The sequence below is a fragment of the Stenotrophomonas sp. GW821-FHT02D01 genome (assembly GCF_059421765.1).
In genome coordinates this window covers 177800-201639 of the sequence record NZ_JBWKVP010000004.1, presented here as the reverse complement: position 1 = coordinate 201639, position 23840 = coordinate 177800, and the positions used below count along the sequence as shown (strand labels likewise).

Annotated in this window: 20 protein-coding genes; 11 read left to right on the top strand and 9 right to left on the bottom strand. The window is 65.7% G+C overall.

What is annotated here, in order from left to right:
• Positions 1–174: 174 nt before the first annotated feature.
• From AC07UW_RS10605 to AC07UW_RS10590, 4 genes are all read right to left on the bottom strand, one after another.
• Entirely contained in the window at positions 175–1704 is a 1530-nt protein-coding gene (locus AC07UW_RS10605; protein ID WP_495212017.1) for an aminotransferase-like domain-containing protein, read from the bottom strand.
• A 9-nt stretch (positions 1705–1713) separates the two neighbouring features.
• Entirely contained in the window at positions 1714–2316 is a 603-nt protein-coding gene (locus AC07UW_RS10600) for a DUF6436 domain-containing protein (protein ID WP_495212016.1), read from the bottom strand.
• A complete protein-coding gene (locus AC07UW_RS10595) occupies positions 2316–2576 on the bottom strand; it encodes a hypothetical protein (RefSeq protein ID WP_025877432.1) in 261 nt (86 codons plus the stop codon). Before AC07UW_RS10595 ends, AC07UW_RS10600 begins: the two co-directional genes overlap by 1 nt.
• 70 nt (positions 2577–2646) lie before the next feature.
• Positions 2647–4062: an aminotransferase-like domain-containing protein gene (locus tag AC07UW_RS10590; protein ID WP_478034195.1), complete on the bottom strand. Its 1416-nt coding sequence runs from the start codon at positions 4060–4062 to the stop codon at positions 2647–2649.
• A 183-nt stretch (positions 4063–4245) separates the two neighbouring features.
• Here AC07UW_RS10590 and cyoA point away from each other — a divergent pair, with 183 nt between their 5' ends.
• From cyoA to AC07UW_RS10565, 5 genes are all read left to right on the top strand, one after another.
• Positions 4246–5151: a ubiquinol oxidase subunit II gene (cyoA, locus tag AC07UW_RS10585; RefSeq protein WP_025877429.1), complete on the top strand. Its 906-nt coding sequence runs from the start codon at positions 4246–4248 to the stop codon at positions 5149–5151.
• Positions 5152–5156: 5 nt separating this feature from the next.
• On the top strand, positions 5157–7133 hold the full coding sequence (cyoB, locus tag AC07UW_RS10580) for a cytochrome o ubiquinol oxidase subunit I (protein ID WP_025877427.1): 1977 nt from the start codon (positions 5157–5159) through the stop codon (positions 7131–7133).
• Positions 7130–7765: a cytochrome o ubiquinol oxidase subunit III gene (gene cyoC, locus AC07UW_RS10575; RefSeq protein WP_080353828.1), complete on the top strand. Its 636-nt coding sequence runs from the start codon at positions 7130–7132 to the stop codon at positions 7763–7765. The genes cyoB and cyoC overlap by 4 nt, the downstream gene beginning before the upstream one ends.
• A gap of 1 nt (position 7766) precedes the next feature.
• A complete protein-coding gene (gene cyoD / locus AC07UW_RS10570; RefSeq protein WP_025877422.1) occupies positions 7767–8099 on the top strand; it encodes a cytochrome o ubiquinol oxidase subunit IV in 333 nt (110 codons plus the stop codon).
• A gap of 114 nt (positions 8100–8213) precedes the next feature.
• The gene (locus AC07UW_RS10565; RefSeq protein ID WP_313250039.1) at positions 8214–8900 is read left to right on the top strand and encodes an SCO family protein; all 687 of its coding nucleotides are present in this window, start codon (positions 8214–8216) and stop codon (positions 8898–8900) included.
• Between the two features lie 176 nt (positions 8901–9076).
• On the opposite strand, the gene AC07UW_RS10560 is transcribed toward AC07UW_RS10565, so the two are convergent.
• The 3 genes from AC07UW_RS10560 to AC07UW_RS10550 form a co-directional block, all read right to left on the bottom strand.
• Entirely contained in the window at positions 9077–9436 is a 360-nt protein-coding gene (locus AC07UW_RS10560; RefSeq protein WP_223496993.1) for a hypothetical protein, read from the bottom strand.
• 278 nt (positions 9437–9714) lie between these two features.
• Positions 9715–10299, bottom strand: a complete 585-nt coding sequence (locus tag AC07UW_RS10555; RefSeq protein ID WP_495212015.1) for a S8 family serine peptidase — start codon at positions 10297–10299, stop codon at positions 9715–9717.
• Positions 10299–12065: a S8 family serine peptidase gene (locus AC07UW_RS10550; protein ID WP_301909067.1), complete on the bottom strand. Its 1767-nt coding sequence runs from the start codon at positions 12063–12065 to the stop codon at positions 10299–10301. The genes AC07UW_RS10555 and AC07UW_RS10550 overlap by 1 nt, the downstream gene beginning before the upstream one ends.
• 278 nt (positions 12066–12343) lie before the next feature.
• Here AC07UW_RS10550 and AC07UW_RS10545 point away from each other — a divergent pair, with 278 nt between their 5' ends.
• The 3 genes from AC07UW_RS10545 to AC07UW_RS10535 all read left to right on the top strand — a co-directional run bounded on the left by AC07UW_RS10545 (position 12344) and on the right by AC07UW_RS10535 (position 14603).
• Positions 12344–12748, top strand: coding sequence for a hypothetical protein (locus AC07UW_RS10545; RefSeq protein ID WP_495212014.1), 405 nt, complete (start codon positions 12344–12346; stop codon positions 12746–12748).
• A 111-nt stretch (positions 12749–12859) separates the two neighbouring features.
• Positions 12860–13300: a DUF2231 domain-containing protein gene (locus tag AC07UW_RS10540; RefSeq protein ID WP_025877408.1), complete on the top strand. Its 441-nt coding sequence runs from the start codon at positions 12860–12862 to the stop codon at positions 13298–13300.
• Entirely contained in the window at positions 13293–14603 is a 1311-nt protein-coding gene (locus tag AC07UW_RS10535) for a PQQ-dependent sugar dehydrogenase (RefSeq protein ID WP_495212013.1), read from the top strand. The genes AC07UW_RS10540 and AC07UW_RS10535 overlap by 8 nt, the downstream gene beginning before the upstream one ends.
• Positions 14604–14653: 50 nt before the next feature.
• Here the strand turns inward: AC07UW_RS10535 and AC07UW_RS10530 are convergent, their stop codons facing one another.
• A complete protein-coding gene (locus AC07UW_RS10530; RefSeq protein ID WP_495212012.1) occupies positions 14654–15316 on the bottom strand; it encodes an exopolysaccharide biosynthesis protein in 663 nt (220 codons plus the stop codon).
• 172 nt (positions 15317–15488) lie between these two features.
• Here AC07UW_RS10530 and yidA point away from each other — a divergent pair, with 172 nt between their 5' ends.
• The 3 genes from yidA to AC07UW_RS10515 all read left to right on the top strand — a co-directional run bounded on the left by yidA (position 15489) and on the right by AC07UW_RS10515 (position 19492).
• Positions 15489–16322 carry a sugar-phosphatase gene (gene yidA, locus AC07UW_RS10525; protein ID WP_495212011.1) on the top strand — a complete coding sequence of 278 codons (834 nt, stop codon included), beginning with the start codon at positions 15489–15491 and terminating at the stop codon, positions 16320–16322.
• 359 nt (positions 16323–16681) lie between these two features.
• Positions 16682–18997 (top strand): TonB-dependent receptor, encoded by a 2316-nt coding sequence (locus AC07UW_RS10520; protein WP_495212010.1) that lies wholly within the window; start codon positions 16682–16684, stop codon positions 18995–18997.
• Between the two features lie 192 nt (positions 18998–19189).
• Complete coding sequence (locus tag AC07UW_RS10515; protein ID WP_223496980.1) at positions 19190–19492, top strand: hypothetical protein; 303 nt, start codon at positions 19190–19192, stop codon at positions 19490–19492.
• Here AC07UW_RS10515 and AC07UW_RS10510 read toward each other — a convergent pair.
• Positions 19489–23835, bottom strand: a complete 4347-nt coding sequence (locus AC07UW_RS10510) for an AAA domain-containing protein (protein WP_495212009.1) — start codon at positions 23833–23835, stop codon at positions 19489–19491. The genes AC07UW_RS10515 and AC07UW_RS10510 overlap by 4 nt on opposite strands.
• Positions 23836–23840: the final 5 nt, after the last annotated feature.

Sequence of the window (23840 nt, the reverse complement as noted above, 5' to 3'; positions counted from 1 at the left end):
AGCGGCCGGCACTACCAGGTGCAACACCCATCCACGCATGGCGTGGATCTACTGAAATGGGGTGGCAACGATTGCAAATGTACCCACGCATGGCGTGAACGGGCATTGCCAACCAAGGTTGGCATCTACCGGAACAGGCCCAGTAGATCCACGCCATGCGTGGATGCCCTTCCACTAGCGGTCAATTGCCGGCAACGCATCGGACAACAACAACCGATCGATCCGCCGCAGCGCGTTTTCCAGTTGCCGCCGGTCCGCAGCCAATCCCAACGACAGCCGCACGCCGCTCGCGAACGGCGCGCCCGGCGGACAGAACGCCGATGAAGGCGCGATCGCCAGGCCCTGCAGCTGCGCCGTACGCACCAGCGTGGCGTCGGTCCACGGCGCTGGCACGCGGCACCACGCATGCAGCCCATCGGCGCGCTCCAGCAATGAGGGCGCCAGCAGATACCGCGCCATCCGCGTGCGCTCGCGCGCTTCCTCGCGCACCTGCGCCAGCAGCGCCTGCGCCGAGCCATCCAGCAGCAGCTGGCTGGCCAGTGCAGATACCAGCGGGTGACCCATCAACCGAGTGGCACGCAGTGCGGTGGCCATCGCCTCGGCGTGGGCGGCACTTGGGCATTGCACGAACGCGGTACGCAGGCCGGGGCTGATCACTTTCGACAGCGTGGCTACATGGAACACGTGCCGGGGTGCCAGCGTCGCCAGCGCAATGGGTGCGGTGACGGCCAGATGCCAGTACGGATCGTCCTCGATCGCCAGCAGGCCTTCGCGCTCCAGCACCCGCGCCAGCGCTTCGCGCCGCGCGGTGGGCACGGTCAGCGCCGTCGGGTTCTGGCAGGTGGGGTTGAGGTAGACCAGGCGCGCGCCACATTCCCGCGCCCGGCGGGCCAGCGCCTCCGGGCACATGCCGTGTTCGTCGCCCTCCACCGTGACCAGCCGCCGTCCCAGTGCGGCGGCGGCCTGCAGCAGGCCCGGATACACCAACCGGTCGCAGAGGATCGCATCACCCTCGCGCCCCTGGCTGAGCAGGATCGCCGCCAGTGCCACCTGAGCGCCTTCGGTCAGCAGCAGGCGAGCATCGTCCACCGTGCCCAGCATCGGTTGCAGCCAGCGCGCCGCCGCGTGACGGTCGGTCGGGTTGCCACCGCCCAGGTGATAGGTCATCAGGTTCGGCGCATTGCTGCGCGCAAGCACCGCCGCTGCGCCTCGACGCAGCATTTCCGCCAGTGCATCGGCGTCGGGTACCGGTGGCACGTTCATGCTGAGATCGACGGCCTGGTCAAAGCCCGCCTTGGGCGGCGCGATGAAGCTGCCCTGTGGCCCGCGTGCTTCGATCAGCCCACGCTTGCGTGCTTCATCGAAGGCGCGGGTCACCGTGGTCAGATCCACGCCGAGCTGCTGCGCCAACGCGCGCTGCGAGGGCAGCCGTTGCCCGGGCGCAAGGCCACCGCGATTGATGGTGCGTTCCAGCGTGTTGACGATGCGCAGGTAAATCGGGCCGCTGTGCACGTGCACGTCCTGCACCCAGCCCAGCCCTGCAATGCCAGGCCCTGCGACATCGGGTCGCGGCATGTACGGAGGATGTCGGGGCGTATCGTTGCTTCCAACGGCGGGAGCCTGTCCATAACCATCGGTCGGTTCGGACAGGTGACCGCCGTTGTTGTGTGTGGCGGCTGCGCCAGCCAGCGTCGGTGATGTCATCGCGCGTCCTCAGCGCTGGGCCTGCCAGGGGCAATAGCAGCCCACGGCAAGCAGTCCTTTCGGGCGCACGGTTTCCCCGCGCACCAGTTTGTCCAGCAACGGTTCGACGAAGCTGTTGGCCGAATTGCAGACCATGCCGATGCTGTACGGGCCGGCATAGGCAAGGCGGCCCTGGCGGTCCCAGATCGCCACCGCCGGGCTGGCCGGGATGTTCCCGATGCCATCGATGGTCGGCAGGGTGATCACCTTGCTGCGCAGCGGCTCGGGCAGTTCACCCTGGGTGCCGGGGCGGCGGATGGCATAGAAGTCGATGCCGGCGCGGCGGTACATGCTGATCAGGTAGCTCAGGTGGGCACCGGTTTCGCGGTTGCACACGCCGCAGGCCGGGTCCCAGAAATGCACCACGCGGATGCGGCCGGTGTCGCCGGCCAGTTCCGCCGGCAACCGCAGCTGCGAGTCATCGAAGACGATGGCCTGTTCGGCAAACGTGGACTGCTCGCCATAGCCGAAGTACTGCCACAGTGCCGCCGCCACGCCGGCCATGAACAGGCAGGCGAGGGCGATCATCACCGGCAGCATCGAACGGCGTGGGCGCGGCGCGGCTGCGCCCATCAGGAGCCGTCCGCGCCGAACTTGTGCACGTACTGCTTGCGCATCTCGCGGCAGGAGTCGGCCTGGGCGCGGCGCTGGATCTCGCTGCGCGCCGCGTCCTCGCTGCGTTGCAGGCACTGTTCAATGGCGTGGCGCTCGGCGGCCTGCACATCCACGGTCTGCGGTTGCAGGCAGACCCAGGCCAGGGCGGCCAGCATCAGCACGACGAACCCGCCGCAGCCGGCCATCACCAGGTGGAACTTCAGTTTGTCGGCGGCCATCTGCGGCGCATCCTCCGTCCATACATTGCATACAAGATATCATCTTGTATGGGCATGGCCCACGGATGGCTCAGACGATCGCCGAATGCCGCGCGTCGGGCGCCTCGGACAGGATCTCGTTCAGCTTGGCCAGCGCACCGGCCAGTGCGTCCTGATCCACCGCACCGCCCAGCGACAGGCGGATGGCGTTGCCCGGTGGCGGTTCTTCCACGCTGAAGGCGTCGGAGCTGGCAATGCCAAGGCCCTGTTCCTGTGCCGCCTGGATCAGCCGGTACTGGTCCAACCGCGGCGGCAACGGCAGCCACACATGCAGGCCCGCCGGGTGGGCCTGGCGGCGGGCGGGCAGGTAGCGGGCAGCAATGGCCTGGCGCTCGCGCAGTTCCTGCTGGAAGCGCTGCACCATCGCCTGCGCCTGGCCGGTGCGGATCCAGTGCGAGGCCACGGCCACCATCGACTGGGTGGGCATCAGCGCGATCGCACGCAGGGCGTCCAGCACCGGCTCCATCGGCTCGCCGCCCGGCACCACCAGGTAGGCCGTGCGCAGGCCGGGGGCCAGGCACTTGGACAGGGTGGAGATGTAGTAGACCGGGCAGCCACCGTCGGCCAGCGCGGCCAGCGGCGGGGCGGCATCGCCGGCCAGCAGCCAGTAGGGATCGTCCTCGACCACGGTCAGTTCGTGCCGCCTTGCCACCGCCAGCAGGGCCTGCCGGCGCTGCGCCGACATCGTCGCCGTGGTCGGGTTCTGGATGGTCGGCACCAGGTACAGCAGGCGCGGCCGGCGCTGCTGGCAGGCTTCGTCCAGGGCATCGGGCAGCATGCCCTCGGCGTCCATCGCCACCGGCACCACGCCCCGCTGCAGCACGCGCGCAGCGGCCAGCAGGCCCGGATAGGTCAGTTGCTCGGCGGCGATCAGTTCACCCGGCTGGGTGCGGGCCAGGATCAGTGCGCACAGCGCAGTCTGCGCGCCGGGGCAGATCACCACCCGCTCGGCGCCTACCGGGCCGAGCACCGGCGCCAGCCATTGCACGGCCGCAGCGCGGTCGTCGCGGCTGCCGGCACCGACGTGGTAGCTCATCAGCTCGCCCTGGCCCAGCTGCTGGCCCAGGTGCTGGAACCCGGCCTCCATGCCCTGTGCGAACGGCGCGCTGCCCAGCAGCGGCGGGATGTTCATGCTCAGGTCGACCGAGGTGCTGCGGTTGCCGGCGGACATCGCAATGAAGGTGCCGCCGGCGCCCTGCGCGTCCAGCAGGCCGGCCTGGCGCAGTTCGGCGAAGGCGCGGGTGACCGTGGTCAGATCCACCCCCACCTGCTGGGCCAGGTCGCGCTGCGGCGGCAGGCGATCGCCCGGCCGCAGCACGCCATCGTCCACCGCCTCGCGCACCTGCTGGGCGATCTGCAGGTACAGCGGTCCTGCGCCCTCACGGAACGGGCGGACCCAGGTCCGGTTGGGGTGTTTCAGGCGGCGGCCGGCAGCAGGAGGCGTCATCGGTCGGATTTTTCCATACGTGCAGATGCACAAGTCCATACAATGCTGTATCTTGTATGGGCTTGATTGGAGTGGCTCGCCTGTTTGTAGGCGACCTCGTACCCACAGTGTAGCCGCTCCACGCCCGGGCGCTGCGCGCAGGCGAGCCGGTCAAGCGCGCATCTTCAACAGGGTTGACCACCAATGAATATCTGCTGGAACCGCATCCGCCTGGCGCTGGTCGCCCTGGCCTGCATCGCCCTGACGGGCTGCGATTGGGTGCTGCTGGATTCGAAGGGCATGGTCGGGATCGCACAGCGCGACCTGATCCTGATCTGCATCGGCCTGATGCTGATCGTCGTCGTGCCGGCCATCGTGCTGACCTTCGTGTTCGCCTGGCGCTTCCGCGCCGGCAATACCAAGGCGAAGTACACGCCGGACTGGTCACACTCCACCAAGGTGGAAGTGGTGGTCTGGGGCGTGCCGTTGCTGATCATCGCGGTGCTGGCGGTGATCGTGTGGAAGTCCACCCACGAGCTCGATCCGTACAAGCCGCTGGACGTGGCCGGCGAACCCCTGCACGTGGACGTGATCGCCACCGACTGGAAGTGGGTGTTCGTGTACCCGGACCTGGGCATCGCCACCGTCAACCAGCTCAACTTCCCGGCCAACCGCGCGCTGGCGTTCAACATCACCTCCAACTCGACGATGAACACCTTCTTCATCCCGCAGCTGGGTGGACAGATCTACGCGATGGCCGGCATGCGCACGCAGCTGCACCTGATCGCCAACGAGCCCGGCCAGTTCCGTGGCATGTCCGGCAACTACAGCGGCCATGGCTTCTCGAACATGAAGTTCATCGCCACCGCCAGCAGCAACGAAGACTTCGATCGCTGGGTGGCCGAGGTGCGCAGCGCGCCGGATGCGCTCAGCTTCGAGCAGTTCAAGGCGCTGGCCGCACCATCGAAGAACGCGCCGGTGCAGCACTTCTCCAGCGTCGAACCGCTGCTGTTCAAGAAGGTCATCGACCAGTTCATCGGCGTCGGTGAGAACACCGCTGCTGCAACCCCGGCGGGCGCTGCCGGCGGTGCCCAGGTTTCCCAGGAGTAACGAACATGTTGGGTAAATTGACGTGGGAGGCCGTGCCGCTGCACGAGCCGATCGTCGTGGTCACGTTGGCAGCCATGGTGCTGGGCGGCCTCGCGCTGCTCGGCGCGGTGAGCTATTTCAAGCTGTGGGGCGTGCTCTGGCGCGACTGGTTCACCACGGTGGACCACAAGAAAATCGGCATCATGTACGTGGTCGTCGCGCTGGTCATGCTGGTGCGCGGCTTCGCCGATGCACTGATGATGCGCGCACAGCTGGCGGCGGCCGGGCCGGGCAGCGATGGCTTCCTGCCACCGGAACACTACGACCAGATCTTCACCGCGCACGGCGTGATCATGATCTTCTTCGTGGCCACCCCGTTCGTGGTCGGCCTGATGAACATCATCGTGCCGCTGCAGATCGGCGCGCGCGACATGGCGTTCCCGTTCCTCAACGCCTTCAGCTTCTGGATCTTCGTGGTCGGCGCTGCGCTGATGATGATCTCGCTGGGTGTTGGCGAATTCGCGATGACCGGCTGGGTCGCCTATCCGCCGCTGTCGGGCATCGAGTTCAGTCCCGGGGTCGGTGTCGATTACTACATCTGGGCGTTGCAGGCCTCCGGCATCGGTACCCTGCTGACCGGCGTCAACCTGTTCATCACCATCCTGCGCATGCGTGCGCCGGGCATGACGTTGATGAAGATGCCGGTGTTCACCTGGACCGTGCTGGTCACCAGCGTGATCATCATCGCCGCCTTCCCGATCCTGACCGTAGCCCTGGGTGCGCTCACCCTGGACCGCTACCTGGACTTCAACTTCTACACCAACACGTTGGGTGGCAACCCGATGATGTACGTGAACCTGGTGTGGGCCTGGGGCCACCCGGAGGTGTACATCCTGGTGCTGCCGGCATTCGGCATCTTCTCTGAAGTGACCGCCACGTTCTCGCGCAAGAAGCTGTTCGGCTACAAGTCGATGGTCGGCGCCACCCTGGCGATCGGCATCCTGTCCTTCATCGTCTGGCTGCACCACTTCTTCACCATGGGCTCCGGCGCCAGCGTCAATGCCTTCTTCGGCATCATGACGATGATCATCGCCATCCCCACCGGCGTGAAGATCTTCACCTGGCTGTTCACCATGTACGGCGGCCGCGTGGAGTTCAGCGTGCCGATGCTGTGGACCATCGCCTTCCTGGTCACCTTCACCATCGGTGGCATGACCGGCGTGCTGCTGGCCATCCCTGGCGCGGACTTCCTGCTGCACAACAGCCTGTTCCTGGTCGCGCACTTCCACAACACCATCATCGGCGGTGCGCTGTTCGGCTACCTGGCCGGCTTCGTCTACTGGTTCCCGAAGGTGTTCGGCTTCACCCTCAACGAGCGCCTGGGCAAGTGGTCCTTCGCCTGCTGGGTGATCGGCTTCTACCTGGCCTTCATGCCGCTGTACATGCTGGGCTTCATGGGCATGACCCGGCGCATGAACCAGTACGACAACCCGGCGTGGACGCCGTACCTGATCGCCGCCTTCATCGGTGCGCTGTTCGTGTTCGCGGGCATCATCCTGATGCTGGTGCAGATCTACGTCAGCGTGCGCGACCGCAAGCGCAACCTCGACCTCACCGGCGACCCGTGGAATGCACGCACGCTGGAATGGGCCACGCCTTCGCCGCCGCCGTTCTACAACTTCGCCGTGGTGCCCAAGGCCGATGAGCTGGACGCCTTCCACGAAGCGAAGAAGCGTGGCCTGCCGCCTCCACCGAAGAAGTACGCACCGATCCACATGCCGAAGAACACTGGTGTGCCGCTGATCCTCAACGTCTGGATCCTGGTGCTGTGCTTCGCCCTGGTGTGGCACATCTGGTGGATGGCCGGTGCCAGCTTCATCGCGATGATCGCCACCCTGATCGCGCGCTCCTACAACGAGGACGTGGATTACTACGTCAGCTCCGAAGAGGTGGCGCGTACCGAAGCGGCCAACCACGCCAAGCTGCAGGAGGCAGGCGCATGAACCTGTTGACCCGTCCGCAACTGGACAGCGATGCGCTGGTCCACGACGACCACCACGCGCACGACCACGCCCACGAACAGGGCGGCATGAAGGTTTTCGGCATGTGGGTGTACCTCATGTCCGACCTGGTGCTGTTCGGCTCGCTGTTCGCCTCGTATGCGGTGCTCAGCACCGCATACGCCGGCGGCCCGACCGGCAAGGAGCTGTTCTCGCTGCCGTTCGTGATGGCCGAGACCTTCATCCTGCTGGTATCCAGCATCACCTATGGCCAGGCCGTGCTGGCCATGCACCGCCTGGACAAGGCGGCGGTGCTGCGCTGGCTGGGCGTGACCTTCGTGCTCGGTGCCTCGTTCATCGGCATGGAGCTGTACGAGTTCTCGCACCTCATCCATGAAGGGGCCGGCCCCAGCACCAGTGCCTACCTGTCGGCGTTCTTCGCCCTGGTTGCCACCCACGGCCTGCACGTGGCCAGCGGCCTGATCTGGATGGCGGTGGTGATGCACCAGGTGTATCGCCGCGGCCTCACCCCGACCAACATCACCCGCGTTTCCTGCCTGAGCCTGTTCTGGCACTTCCTGGACCTGGTGTGGATCTGCGTCTTCACCTTCGTCTACCTGATCGGAGCCTTCTGACATGGCCCACGTCGAAACCTCGCGCGCCGGCAATGCGCACGGTTCCACCAAGTCCTACCTGATCGGCTTCGTGCTGTGCGCGCTGCTGACGGTGGTGCCGTTCGCGCTGGTGATGAACCCGGTGCTGTCGCGGCCGGTCACCCTGTTCCTGCTGGTCGGCTTCGCGGTCGCGCAGATCCTGGTGCAGCTGGTGTACTTCCTGCACATGGACCGCAAATCCGAAGGTGGCTGGAACCTCGCCAGTTTCGTGTTCACCCTGGTGATCCTGTTCATCGTGGTCGCGTTGTCGATCTGGATCATCTGGAGCATGCACTACCACATGATGATCAACTGACCGTGGCCGGGGCGATCGGCAAGGAGTGCGCGATCGCCCTGGCACCTCAGCCCTCTCTTCCCCCAGGGCAGGCCTGACCGAGACCGCGCCCACCTCGTGTTGGTGGTACCCGTGATGCGTGTTGCTTCCGTTGTTCGTTCCCTGCGCCTGCCGCTGTTTGCCGCAGGCCTCGCACTCGGCCTGCTGGCCGGCTGCAGCGCGCAGTCGCGCATGGATTTCTATTCCAAGGACATCGCCTGCGAGGAACTGGGCCAGCACTGGACCATGCCTGACAGCGCCGGCACCCTGCGTGGCCCGAAGGACCTGCAAGGGCAGGTGACCTACCTGTTCTTCGGCTTCACCAGCTGCCCGGACGTGTGCCCGACCACGATGGTCGAACTGAGCCAGGTCAAGCACCTGATGGGCAAGGATGCCGACCAGCTGCAGGTGGTGTTTGTGAGCGTCGATCCGGCGCGCGATACCCCCGAAGTCGCGCACACCTATGTGCACGCGTTCGACCCGAAGGCGATGGCACTGGTCGGTGACGAGGCACAGCTCTCGGCGATGGCCAGTGACTTCAAGGCGTTCTACGAGAAAGAGCCCGGACAGCTGCCGGACACCTACACGATGAGCCACATCGCCGGCGGCTACGTGTTCGACCGCCAAGGTCGCCTGCGCCTGTTCGCGCCCTACGGCATGCCGGTGGAGCAGCTGTTCTCGGACGTGCAGCGGTTGCTGCTGGAGCCGGAACATCCGGCCGCAGGCAGTGAAGCGTTGGCGGCGTGCAAGCTGCCGCACAGCGCGAGCGTCGCCGCCCGCTGAACGACGCATCGCCCTGGCAGGTGTCGACCTTGGTCGACACGCGATGAATGAATCTGGTGGGTGCCGACCGTTGGTCGGCACCCGCTTGCTCCTGGTAGGGGCCAACCTCGGTTGGCACATCTGTAGAGCCGAGCCCATACTCGGCTCAGCCCAGCGCTCTGGGCCGTCTCTCGACTTCAGGAGCCGATGTATCGATAGTGGAGACGATCAGAGTCATCCACGAACTCGATATGAAGGATTGCTTCGCCAGGAACTCCGTCAGCGAGCAGTAAGCAATCGACAATAACGGTCCCGGCATTGGTGTGATAAGCATCCACCGGTGGGCGAGGGTTGCCGGGAATGAATGTCATTTTCCGATGAGGGGCTGTGATAGTCACTTCATCGTCAAAGTAGTCGCTGATTACTTCGAAGATCTCTTCGATGACGTATTCCGGAACAAGGAACCGTTCTGACAGCGCCTTGCGATTCCTTGCGGAAATCGCCGCAACGAATCTTTCCAGTGCGCCGTACTGATCGCCAGTGATAGCGGCATCCAATGTGCAACCCTCTGCCGCGTATCCGGCTTGATTGAGAGGCTAGGATAGGTCGGGATGCATTTCGTGCCACGTGGCGATTGCGACATTCACTACGGAAAGCAGCCGAGCATGGGCTCGGCTCTACGCGCGCGCCTCCCAGCAACGCAACTCTGCCCCGGTGCATGCCGACAACGGGATTCTGGTGGGTGCCGACCGTTGGTCGGCACGCCCTCCCGCTCGCCAATCCCCCGGCCGGCCAGGAGAGCCAACCGGCCGGGGGCACCGCGCAACGCCCTAGATCACTTCTTCTCTTCCCACTGCACCACGTCCGGCTCGGCCGCGCGCACGCCCGCAGTCGACAGCAGCCGGGTGCTCGCATCCAGCGCCGCGTTCACCGACGGGTATTCCACGATGGCCAGACCGGCAGCCTTGGACACCTTCACTACGGTGCCGCCAGTGGCCTTTGCCGCGCGCTGTGCAGATGCCGCATCGGTAAAGAACACCTTCACCCGCGAGGTCGCCACCACCGGCGCACCATCGTTGGACACCGCAGCGGCGAACTTGCCGGCGCCGGCATCAGCGCCGGTTGCTGCCGCGCCATCCAGCGAACGCTTGCTGCGCGAACTGGTGGTCGTGGTTGCCGCCGCCTGCGGGGTGATCGTGAACTGACCGCCTGCGGCCTGCTTCACCGTGGTCGAAGGAGACAGCTGGAAACGCGCGCCGCCCACATCAAACGAGCGGCCGGTGGCAGAGGCTTTCAGTTCCTGCGCATCCACGGTGGACAGGCTCCGGGCCGGTGGGGTCTGCCCCGAGCTCTGTGCCCAGGCAGGGGAGGTCATCGCCGCGAAGGCGAGCGTGCTCAACAGAATGGTCGTCTTCATCATCAGTGCCCCAGAACGCGGATCTTGAAGAATTCGAGGTTGCCGCGCGATGCAGCGTTCGCGGCCTGCCCCATGTCGGTTACTTCCAGTGTCCAGGTGCCGGTGGCACTTTCATCCAGGAAGGCATTGCTGGACAGCAGATCCCAGTTGGTGAAGTTGCGCTGCACGCCATTGGTACCCGAACCGATGGCGGTGAAGGCCGGCTGCACCACGCTGCGCGTACCACTGGGCGAAACAAGCACGAACTGCAGCTGGCGGGTATTGCTGTGGTTCACCCGGAAGCCCAGCTGCACCGACTCGATGTTGCGTGCGCCATTGGCCAGCTGGAAGGTCAACCGCGCGGCGGCGGCGGAGGTATTGCCGATGGCCACCGTGCGCGTGGTGGTGCGCCAGCCCGTATCCAGCAGCGGGCCCAACGACTGGAAGTTCTCGGCGACCTGCACGGCGCGCGCCGCGTTGACCACACCGAAGCCGTACCAGTTGCTGTAAGCGCGGTTGGCTGCATTCACCGTCCAGCCCGGCACCAGCGTGCGGCCGTCGGCCAGCGTCACCGCTGGCTGGTTCGGATGGTTGCGGGTGGCCGTGGTGGCCAGGATGTACTTCACATCGCGGTAGGACAGGTTCGGGTTGGCCTCCAGCACCAGCGCCGCCACGCCCGACACCATCGGCGCCGACGCCGACGTACCGTTCATCTTCGCGGTGTAGTTGCAGGTGCTGTCGATCGCCGACAGGTTGCTGTCCAGCGTGTTCTGGCGGTTGGTGTTCTTGTTGCTGCCCTGCGTGCAGCCGGTCACGTCGGTGGTGACGATGGCCGGATCGTACGCACGTGCCACCAGGTTCGGTGCGTACTGCGCCTGCAGGCCGTACTCGCCACCAAAGGCCGACACCCACAGTGCCGAACCGGTGGACGAGTACGACGAACGCACGCCATCGGCGCGCACTGCACCCACGGTGATCACGTTGAACAGGTTGTTGCGTGGATCGCGGCCAGCCGGCACACAGCCGGTGTTGCGGTTCTTGGTATCGGTGGTGCAGACGTCCTGGGTCTGGCTGATCGAGGCGTTGTTGAAGTTGTTGCCGGCCGACTTCACGTAGATGCCGCCGCGGCCACCGCGCGTGCCCGACAGTGCCTGCTCGTACGAACTCACCGTGTTCTGGCTGTAGGCCACGGGCAGGTTGGGGTTGCCCGGGCCAGCGCCCCAGCTGTTGTTGAACACCTGCACATCGGCCGACTCGGCGCCATCCCACCAGGCGTATTCGATGTTGCTCTGCTGGTTGCCCTGCGCGTTGGAGGCCAGCACGTTGAAGCCTTTCAGCGTTGCCGCCGGGGCCACGCCACGCACGCCCAGGTTGTTGGCGCCCACCGCACCGGCGATGCCTCCCACCATCGTGCCGTGGTTGTCAGCATCGGGATTGGACGGCGTGGGATTGTTGGAGCCGTTGGCGAAGTTCTTGCCCGCTACCGCCGCCACGTTCGCGGCCAGGTCCGGGTGGGCGATCTGCAGGCCGTCATCGACGATGCCGATCACCACGCCCTGGCCACGGATGCCATTGCGGAACAGGCCATCGACGTTGAGATCGTTGCCGGCCACCGGCAGCGTATCGGCCGGCACCGTCTGCCCGGTATTGAGCAGATGCCACTGGATGCCTGCCAGTGGATCGGCCTGTTGCGCATGGGCGGTGACGGCCAGGCTGCCCAGCACCAGGGCAGTGGCCAAGGCCAGGCGCGCAGAGCGCGGTGGCGCGGAGCGTTGCGTGTGTCGCTTCATACACGAATCCTTCTGTTGTGAATCGGCATGGCAGGACGGCGGGGCGGATCTGCCCCATCGCAACGAGCCAAACGCGACACAACGAACAACCCCCTACCTCTTCACACGGTCGATGTGCGGATGTGCCAAGTACGTCACAAACACTTATGTCGCCTTGTAATGACGACTGCACCGCTCTGGTCTGTGCCCCGGTAGGCCCCAACCTTGGTTGGCACAATCCACCCGCACCGGAACCCCGCCGCCATGCCACCATGCCCAGGCTCCCCGGAGGACACCGGATGAAACGCCCCAATGCCCGCGCCCGTGCCGATATGGCCCCACTCACCGTGGCCGCCATCCGAAAGGTGGTGCTGTCGATGTATCACCGTCGCCACGATTACTGGACCGACGCGGACATCGCCGAGCTGCTGCCGGAGCTCACCGCCTTCAACATCGCCACGGTGAAGCAGCTGCGCCTGCTGATGAAACGGCACCGCCGCGCGCTGCTGCGGGAGGAGAGGACAAAGATGTCCCGGGCGCAGACGCTGGATCTGCTGGCCGGGGGCGGTTGGCATGGCATCGATGTGCACGCCAATACCAGCTGGTTCGCCATTGGCGGCCTGGTCCGCATCAGCATGGAACACGAATTCGGCTTCGAGACCATGCTGCCATTCCATGAGATACGCGACACCGAACCGACGTAGCGTGGCGCGTGCGCGACGGCCCAGGCAATGGCAGCAGGGCGTCATCGCACCCCCTCCCGCCCCCCTGTGCTACTACAGCCCGTGCACCCCTTCCCCGAACGGAGCACGACCATGGTCAACCCCGTCGCCCAGGCCCATCGCGGCCTCGGCACAACACTCTTCAGCCTGTTGAATCCGATACCGTTCGGCTTCTTCGTGGCCGGCCTCATCTTCGACATCCTCTACCTCAACACCGCTGAAGTGATGTGGGGCAAGTCGGCGGCGTGGCTGATCACCTTCGGCCTGCTGATCGCCATCCTGCCGCGGCTGATCAACCTGTTCGCGGTCTGGCGCCGCAACGGCACCGCCACCGGCACCGACCGCCTCGATTTCCTGCTCAACCTGGTCGCCATCGTGCTGGCCGTCTGGAACGCCTTCGTGCACAGCCGCGATGCCTATGCGGCGGCCGTGCCGGGCACCATCCTCTCCGCGCTGACGGTGGCACTGATCGCGCTTGGCTTCATCGTGCTTTCGCTGCAGCAGCCGGTGCTGCAAGGAGCCCGTCATGGCTAAGCGCATCCTGCCTGCCGTGGGCGTGCTTTCGCTGGCATTGGCGCTGGCCGCGTGTGCCGGAAAAGCCGAATACCACCCGGCCGACCAGTCCGGTGCACAGCCACCGCTGCCCAAACCCGAGAACTACCTGTTGCCGCCGATGCAGGTGCCCAAGGGCGTGGGCTGGGCCGAAGGACAGGCACCGTTGGTGGCCGACGGCCTGAAGATAGAACGCATCGCTGCCAACCTGCAGCACCCGCGCCGGCTGCTGTCGCTGCCCAACGGTGACGTACTGGTAGTGGAAGGCAACGGTCCCGGCGAAGAGCCGGTCACCACGCCCAAGCAGTGGATCGCCGGCAAGGTGAAGGCGCGCTCGGGCAAGGCCGGCAAGGGCGGCAACCGGGTCACCCTGCTGCGGCGCACACCGGGTACCGGTACCTGGACCCAGCACGTGTACATCGAAAACCTGCACTCGCCGTTCGGCATCCAGCTGATCGGTGACACGCTGTATGTGGCCAACACCGGCAACATCATGAAATACCACTATGTGCCGGGCGAAACCCGCATGTCCGACAAGGGCAGCGAGTTCACCGACCTGCCCAGCACCATCAACCACCACTGGACCAAGGAACTGCTGGCCAGCCGCGATGGCAGCAAGCTGTACGTGGGCGTGGGCTCCAACAGCAACATCACCGAGAACGGCCTGGCCGTCGAGTACCGCCGCGCGGTGGTGCTGGAAGTGGACGTGGCCACCAGCGGCAGCCGCATCTACGCCTCGGGACTGCGCAACCCCACCGGCCTGGACTGGGAGCCGAGTACCGGCAAGCTGTGGGCGGTGGTGAACGAGCGCGACGAGATCGGTGCCGACCTGGTGCCCGATTACCTCACCTCGGTGCAGGAGCACGGCTTCTACGGCTGGCCCTACAGCTACTACGGCCAGCATGTGGACGAGCGCGTGCAACCGCAGCGTCCAGACCTGGTGGCCAAGGCAATCCGCCCGGACTTCGCCATCGGCTCGCACGTGGCACCGCTGGGCCTGCTGTTCTACACCGGCCAGGCACTGCCGGCGAAGTACCACGGCGGTGCCTTCATCGGCGAGCACGGCAGCTGGGACCGTTCGCCGCTGAGCGGCTACGAAGTGGTGTACGTGCCGTTCAAGGACGGCAAGCCGGCCGGCCGGCCGGAAGCGGTGGTGAGCGGGTTCGCCTCCAAGGATGAGAAGACGCTGATGGGCGCGCCGGTCGGCATGGCCATCGATGCGGAGGGCGCGCTGCTGGTCGCCGATGATGTGGGCGACGTGGTGTGGCGGGTGTCGGCGAAGTAGCCGGCTGCCCGCGCATCACCCGTGCTGTAGGGCCGAGCCCATGCTCGGCTCTACAGCGCCGATGATCCGCTGCGGAAGCCGCTGAACACTGATTCGGCCGCAAAGCCCACGCCACCCAGCAGCACACCGAAGTACACCACCGACGCCACCACGAAGCCATAGCCGGCTGCCACCGCCGCGCCATCGCGCTGGATGAAACCGATGGCGAAGGACATCAGCGCCAGCGCCGGCAGCGTGTTGCTGAAGGGAATCGGCCCGGCCGGCAGCATCAGCAGGATCGTGGCGAACACCAGCGCCAGGTTGTTCAACCGCATCATCTTCTTCGAGCGCACCATCGCTGCCAGCCGCATCGGCCGGGACAACCGCTCCATGCGGTGCACCCATTTCAGGACACGGCCCAGGTTGGCTTTCAGCTTGTCGGTGGCAATCTGCTTGTCGGCCAATCGCTGCGGCACCCACAAAGGACGGTCGCGCACGCGGCTCAGGCCGATCAGCAGGATGGACGCACCGAACACCGTGCTCAGCCCGGGAATCGATACCGGAATCAGGAAGATCGCCGACAGCAGGATCACCACCAGCATCAGGCCTTCGTCGCCCAGCGCATGCAGCAGCGTGCCGACGCGGATATGGTCGCCGGGCAGGCCGTCGATCAGGTCTTCAATCTGCTGGGCAAGCGGGGCGGTGTCAGTGGCGTCGGGCGCTTGGTAGGTCATGCGTCGAAAGAGTGTCCAGGGAAGGGCGGTCGATAGGGCCGTCCTGCGGTGGGGGACGCACAGGCCCCACGAGTATCCCCGGCCAGCGCCGCGCAGAGGTGAACAATGCATGAGGCCGGCGTTGCCAGTCGGCCTGGCCTAAAATGGGCGTCCCCCGCACTGGTTGAAGATGATGGACATGGGTCGCAGGCAATCGACCATCGAACTGGTCGCCATCGATATGGATGGCACCCTGCTGGACCCCGCCCACAAGCTCACCCCGCGCGTGAAGCAGGCCATCGCCCGGGCACGCGCGCTGGGCGTGCATATCGTGCTGACCAGCGGCCGCCCGGTGCCGGGGCTGGCGCCGTTCCTGCATGAGCTTGGCATCGAGGGTGACGATGACTACTGCATCGCCTGCAACGGTGGCCTCGTGCAGCGCATCGGCCCGCGCGAGACGGTGGTCGAGTATCCGCTCAGCTTCGATGACTTCGTGTACTGCGAACAGGTTGCCCACGAGATCGGCGTGCACTTCCAGGCGCTCGATGCCACGCGCATGTACACGCCCAACCAGGACATCAGCATCTACACCGTGGCCGACTCGCATCTTTCGCGCATGCCACTGTCGTACCGCCGCGTGGCCGACATGGATCCGGGCATGTCCTTCATCAAGCTGATGATGATCGACGAGCCGGACGTGCTGGATGCTGCCATCGCGCGCTTGCCAGCCGCGCTGACCGAGCGTTTCGCGGTACTGAAGAGTGCGCCGTTCTTCCTGGAAGTATTCGACCACCGCGCCGGCAAGGGGCCAAGCCTGCAGAAGCTGGCCGAGCACCTGGGCATCGACAGCGCCAACGTGATGGCCATCGGCGACCAGGAGAACGACCTCACCATGCTGCAGTACGCCGGCACCAGCGTGGCGATGGGCAATGCCATCGATGTGGTGAAGGCTGCCGCGCGCTTCGAGACCGCCACCAACGCCGATGAAGGCGTGGCCAAGGCGATCGAGCGTTTCGTTCTGCAGTAACCGCGCGTCCATCTTCCGGTAGGTGCCAACCTTGGTTGGCACACGCAGCCGGCAAGCGCCGACCAAGGTCGGCCTACCACGCAAGGGCTATACCCACGTATAGCCCATCCATACACATCGCCATCGGCGCTGTACCACGGTGCAATGGCGGATGCGGCAGTGCGATGCAAGAATTCCGCACGTCGAAATCACGCCACCGAATCCCACGGCAGATGATCGTCTTCATCCGCCACTGACCGGCGCGTACCGCGCCGTCATCACTTCAACGCAATCGCCGCCAGCCAGCGCGCCGCACACCGGCGCTGCATCGCGCTGGGCGTGCGCCTGCGCCACCTTTCCCCTGCACCCTGGATCTGGCCATGAACACTCCACCTACGCTTCTTGCCCTGGCAATCGGCATCGCCCTCGTTGCACCGCTGCACGCTGCCGAGTCCACCGACGCGGCCCACGACACCCCCACCACCTTGAACGCGCTGCAGGTCATCGCCACCCCACGCGGTGCAGCCGTCGCGCCCACCCAGGTGGTCGGCCCGAACCGCTACGTCATCAACGCCACCGACTTGGATTCGATGGTGTCCGGCAACAACGGCCTGTCGATGCTGAAGAACGTGCCGGGCGCCAGCTACACCGCCACCGACGGTCTCGGCCTGGACATCTCGGCTACCAGCCTGTTCGTGCGCGGGTTCCGCATGAATGAAATGGGCATCACCTTCGAAGGCGTGCCGCTGAACGACAACGGCTTCCTCTCGCTTACCGGCACCAGTGTGGTCAACGTAGGTGTACCCGACGGCATCGGTTCGATCACGGTCAGCCCGGGTGGTGCACCAGTGAGTGTGTTCTCCAGCAGCGTCAATGGCGGCAGCCTCGAGTACCGCCTGCGCGACCTGCAGGACACCCCCAGCCTGCGCATCAAGCAGGGCGTGGGCAGCAACAACACGCTGGTCACCACGGTCTCCGGCCAGAGCGGCCAGCTGGGCGAGCACGGCCCGAAGCTGCTGGTCGACCTGCAGCGCGTGTCGGCCGACAAGTACCAGGGCGCCGGCACGCAGAAGTTCCTGCGCGGTGACCTGAAGGCGCAGCAGGATGTGGCGTGGGGTGACTTCACCGTGTTCCTGTCCGACAGCAAGGCCGCGGTGTGGGGTTACAACAACATCTCCTTCGACATGATCCGCAAGTTGGGCTGGAAGGCCGACAGCTTCTATCCGGACTATGCGTGGGCGTACTACGTGGCCTCGCCGGAGAACGCCGACAAGTCCTGCGGCGCCTACACCTGCGGTGAGCTGTCCGAGCTGATTCCCTACGACACCGGCCAGGTGACCCGCGACCGCGTCGCGTCGATCAACCATCGCTTCCAGATCACGCCCGCGCTCAGCGGCAACGTGCAGCTGTACAACGCCAACAGCCACACCCAGGCCACCTTGACCGACCCGACCGTGCCGTCGCCCAACGGCGCGCCCTTCTCCGAGCAGGTGCAGACGCCGCACCTCAATCGCTTGGGGGGCATGTTCAACCTGCAGTTCGAGACCGGTGCGCACACCCTCACCACCGGTTTCTGGCAGGAGAAGAGCAAGGCGGCCGCGAAGACCGAGTGGTACCAGCAGCCGCTGCTGGGGCAGGGCAAGCCACTGAAGGCGACCGGGCCGTTCGATGTCTACGGGCCGGCGTTCCAGACCGACAACGCATCCAGCTGGGTGACCCGTTCACGGCAGCTCTACCTGCATGACAACTACGCCGTCACCGACACGCTGGTGTTGGGGCTGGGCTTCAAGGCCGTGGACTTCACGACCACTGGCGGTGGCATCGGCGACGCAGCGGAGCGCCCGGTGTCCGGCATGCTGAGGGCCAAGAGCAACTTCCTGCCACACGTGTCGCTGTACTGGAGCCCGACCGAGCGGACCGACGCCTTCATCGACCTGGTCAACACCATGAACGGCTATCGCGTGGCCCAGCGCGGCAACATCGGCTACACCGCGTCGGCCTGGACCATCAGTGACCAGAAAGAGTTCGACCGCGTGGCCGGCACCCTGCGTCCGGAAAAGAACTGGAACCTGACCGTGGGCGCCAGCCACCGCTTCGACCGCCTGACCGTGACTGGCGATGTGTTCTACAACGATATCCGCAACCGGCTGTTGTCGGCAGCCATCGGCACACAATTCGCGCAGATCAACACGGTGCGCTTGATGCCGAAGATGCACGTGATCGGCGCCGACCTCGGCATCACCGCCGACCTGACCGACCACCTGCAGTTCTACCAGGGCATCGCGCTGGCGCGCTCGTACTACGACAGCGATTTCGTGGTGGGCGATACCGTGTACCCGATCAAGGGCAACGCGCAGCCGGGCTACCCGCAGCTGTCGCTGGTCAGCGACCTGTCCGCGCATTTCGGCGACTGGCGTTTCGGTGCCACCAGCACCTCGTACCTGCGCCAGCCCTTCACCTATGAAAACGACATCCGCGTGCCGACGTTCTGGCAGGTCAACGCGTACACCGCCTACACCCTGGGCCCGGACAGCCTGCTGCCGGGGCTGGAGCTGCGGCTGGACGTAAGCAACCTGTTCAACCGCAACAACATCGGCACCGCCACCATCGCCGGCTCGTCGTTCTCGGGCGACTACCAGACCCTGCAGCGCAGCGCCCCCCGGCAGGTGATGTTCAGCACCTCGATGTCGTTCTGATACATGGAACGGGGTCGGATCCCTTTGCCACGCCAAGGGCTCCGACCCCATCCGCTGTTTGCACGATCTGCACTGATTTCCGGGCACCAACGCAAGGTTCCCACAATGTTGCTGGGTCATCCTGTACGCATGGCACAGCACAACCCCCGTTTCCCTCCGGTCCGCAGGCGCGCCCATGGACGTGCGCGTCCGGTGCCGTTCGCAGCACCGGCGGTCGACCTGGAGGCCGAGTACCAGTTCTGGCAGGTCTATGACCGCGTGGTCCGCCCCCTGCCCGGGGGCGGGTTCCGCCTGGCCTGGCTGGTGCTGCAGGCCGTGTACCGGGCGCGGGCGCGCTATCCCGCCGACACCCACAAGGCCGCGCTGTCGCGGGTACTGTTCGGTACCAACATGACCGACGCGCGCGCGGCCGAACTGGAAGAGCTCTACGCGCTGGTCAGCCGCAGGCTGGCGGCGGTGGCACTGCGCACGCTGGCACCCCGCAACACCGCCTAGCCCGCCTTGCAGGGCATGCAGATCCGTCCCACCCCGCCGGCACCGGCGCGCAGGTCAGGGTCGAAGAACTCTTCCTGGCTGCGGATCTGCCCACAGCGGCTGCAGACCTTCTTCTCCTTCGATTCCAGCCCCTGCACCTGCTCGATCACCTGATCGACCGCTGCCGAACGGATTTCCGTGCCGGCCACTTCAATCAGGCGATAGAGCCGGTCGGACAGCGTCTGCACCGGGTCGCTGCCGAGGTTGAACCGGTTGATGCGCAGGAAGCGGTAGCCGTAGCTTTCCAGGGTCAGCTGGCGCTCGACGTCGGCCTCCACCAGATAGCGCTCGTGGTTGCCCACATGCACCGGCTTGTCGCGGCGGAAATGGAATTCGAAACCGTCGTACTCGATCACGATCTGCAGCGCGCCGCGCACGGTCTGCACGGTCACCAGGAAGTCCACGCGCCACGCCGGGTGCTGATAGGTCGGGTCGAGTTGGCGCAGGTAGTCGCCCACCGGGAACTGCGGAATGATCTCGACCGCATCGCCATGGGCAAGCACGAACGGCGTCTGCTGCAGCCACTGCAGCACCTTCGATTCCATCGGGCTGCGCGCATCGGTCTGCGCGGCGTCGGGCGCGGGACGGTCCAGCTGGCTGGCGTAGTAACGCAGGGCATTGCCAATTGCGCCGCGGAACGCATCCACCGGCATCGAATGGACGAACCAGATCGCCTCCTGCGCGCGGGAGAAGCCGACATTCAGGCGCTGCACTTTCAGCTTGTCTTCCACCGCATCCACCGCGCCGCTCAGGCTGACCGGGAAGATGTAGTTCAGCGCGTCCTGGCCGGCAGTCGCCACCATCGAATAGAAGATCAGCCCGCGTTCCTCACCCTGGCAGGAGTCGACCGTCATCACCTTCAGGCGAAGCCGCTCTTCGAACTCGCGGCCGCGCGGATGGTTGAACAGCGTCTTGGACAACAGCGTCTGCTGCTCGCGGAACGGCGTGATGATGCCGACCGTGGGCGGCGCGTCCGTATCCAGCAGTTCCACCAGGCGCTCGGCGATGAAGGCCGCTTCGGCTTCGTTGGTACTGCGGCTGGTGCGGTGCCCACTGGCATCGACCTGGCTGAAGCGGATCACCTCCTGCAGCGGCCGGCTGCGGATCTTCAATGCCTGCAGCTGGTGGTTGTAGAAGGTGGAGGACGAGAACCCGATCAGTTCCGCATAGCTGCGGAAATGCTTGCGCAGCATCACCGAGTACGAGGCCGAGAGCGAGCAGAACTCCAGCACCGAGCGCTTCACATCGAACATGGCCAACCGTTCCAGCACGTCGGCCTGCTGGCTGACGTTGGTGCGGAAGTAGTTGACCAGGTCCGAGCGGTACTTGTCGTTCAGCGCGATGCTGGCGTTGGCGGCCTTTACGTTGGAGAACTGCTTGGAATCGCCCAGGACCACCACCTTGCGCGCACGCAGCAGCGCCGGCAGTGCCTGTGCCACCGAGACCTGCGAGCCTTCGTCGATCACCAGCACGTCGAACAGGTCCGGTGCCAGCGGCATGTATTCGCCGAACTCGCGGATGCTGGCGATCATCACCGGGAACGACTCGCGCACGCTCTCGAACTTGTCCACCGGGAACTTCTGCCGGTTGGCGATCACGCCCGCCAATGCCCGCGCGTCGGCGCGGTGATGATCCATGAAGCTGATCAGGCGCCCATCCACATGGGCATTCATCACCGAGGTATTCAGGCGTTCCAGCTTGGTCTTGGTGCCCACATAGTCGTACTGCGGTGCATCGACGAAGGCCTTGCGCGTGGCCATCCAGCCCTGCAGGAAGCGCAGGGTCAGCGCCCACAGTGCGGGGTCGTCCTTCGGCTCGGCCAGCAGGGCCTCGACGATGGCCGGATTGAGCCTTGCCAGCAGGGCCATCGCTTGGCGTGCAACCGCCGCACCCGGTCCCGGCGCGGCGCCGTGGGCGATCTGCCGGTAGCTGGCCGCCAGCTGCGTGCCCAGGCCTTCGGCCTCCAGCTTCATGCGCAGCGCGTTTGCGCCCTGCACGATGTTCTGCAGGGCGGCTGCATCCTGCTTGAGCAGCAGCGGCCGTGTGGTGCCAAGCTGGTTGAGTTGCAGTTCCAGCCCGCGCACGGCATTGCCACGCAGCAGATAACCCAGCAGCGGCATCTTCAGCTGCTGGTACTGCAGCAACAGCGTACCCAGCAGCCGTATCTGCTCGGCATCCAACGACTCGAACAGCGCCCAGCCGTCAACCGGTCGGTTGGCAAGGAAGGCAGTGGTCACCGCATCGCGACGGATGCGCTCGTCCAGCGACGCCGGGGTGTAGTCGGTACTGCCGAACAGGTCGGCAAGATAGGCTTCCAGTGCGTCCGCCTGCGCGGTCACCGCTTCCAGCTCGGTCAGCACGTTGGCATCCATCACCGCGTGCACCTGCTGCAGCACCGCGGGGGCGCGCTCGCCCAGCGCCGCTTCCTGCTCGTGCATGGTCTTCACTGCAGCAAGTGATACACGCCCCAGCGTCTGCACGGTATTGGAGATGGCCTGCCGGAGCGTCTGTGCCGTGTCCTGGCGCTCGCTCTCAAGGGCGGGCTGGTTGGCCTTCATCGCCTTGGCGAAGGCCGAAATCTGGCTGATCGTGCCGGTGGAGGTCAGGCGCTTGAAGTTCGCTGCCTGCTGGCCCAGCCGCAGGATGGGGTTGGGGAAATCACGATCGTGGCGAACCCGGCTCATCGCATCGGACAGCTTGTCGTACACCACGTCCAACGCTTCGGTCTTGTCCGACAGCACCAGGCAGCTCTTCTTGTTGAAGGCGCAGTCGGCGGCGATGGCGGTGATGGTGTGCGACTTGCCGGTGCCGGGCGGGCCTTCGACCACCACGATCCGCCCCTGCGGCTCGCGCACGGCCAGCAGGATCTTGCGCTGCTCCTCATTCAACGGAATGGGCGAATCGAACACCATGCGCTCCACCAGCGGCAGCGCATCCCAGGCCGATTCCACCCGTTCCCCGATGGGTTCGGGGTTGCGCATCAGCACGCCTTCCACCATGCCGTGGAACAGATCCACCAGCTTCGACCCACCATTGCGGGCCTGGTCGATGATCTCCTCGAAATCATTCAGCAGCGCCTCGTCCGCGCGCTCGAACGCAGCCAGGTGCAGGGCAGGCGACAGCGCCACGGTGGCGGTGGATGCCTCGCTGGCAGACGAGGAAAGCGAGACTTCGCCGCCCAGATCCACCGCGTTGGCCACCTGCCGGAACAGCGACGCCGCCACTTCGAACAGGCTCTGCGCCGGGTCGAGGTACTGGATGCGCTCCTGGATCGGCGACACCCACTCGCGGGCCATGCCCACGGCCAGTTCCTGCAGCACGAAGTCGATCGCGCGGCGGTTGGCGAACAGCCGGTTGCTGAGGGTCAGGGTGTAGCCCGACCCATCCTTGGCCCGCACCACGTCCAGCGGCAGGTAGAACACCGGGTACTGCACGCCCGCGTACTTGAGCGTGCCCACGTAGAGATACAGCTGCAGACCATCGCCGGTGGCGACATAGGTTTCCAGGTCGCGGAACTCATGGAAGGCGTCGGCCGCCACGAAGTTCTCGAAGAAGGCCATCAGCGCGCTGATCGTGCCTTCGCGGGTCAGCTGGTGCTCGCAGGCCTGCTGCAGCGGCAGTTCATCACCGGTGGCCAGCAAGCGCGCCAGCACCTCCGGCAGGGTCTGGTACAGATCCACAACGGAGCGGGTGACCAGGTCCGATTCAGCCGCGTGCAGCGAATCCATCACCCAGTACGCCTGGCCCTGCAGTGGGCCGGCCAGATGAGCGATCAGCGGCCGCACCACCTGCACGCACATCGCATCCACCAGGGTGCCCTGCACCGATTCCACCCAGGCTTCCGGGTCTTCCAGTGCACCGGCCATGCTGACGCGCGCCTTGTCCAGCACGGCCACGCGCACCGTGGCGATGGCGGTCTCGGTGATGGCGTTGACCTGCTCTTCGACGATGCGGCGCAGCGTCGCGCTGATCGGCCGGGTGTAGCTGCGCGGGCCGATGGTGAACGAAAGCTCCTCGCCGGAGGGCCGGCTGAGCAGCTTCCACAGCTCCTTGTCCAACGCCGGATACGGCGCGGTGCGCATGCCTGCGCGGAAGCCGGAATCGCTGGTAAGCACGATGCGGCGCCGCGGTGCCTGCGCGCGCTTGAAATCCGATTCAAGGAAATCGCGGAAGTACTGCGAGATCCGCACCGCGATTTCGCGCATCTTCGTTTCACCCAGTGGCCCGCCGCCGCCGGTTGCCGCAGGTGTCAGCGGGGTGGACGCATCGGAGGTCGGCAGGTGCGGCGGCTGGGGAGTGCTCATGTATG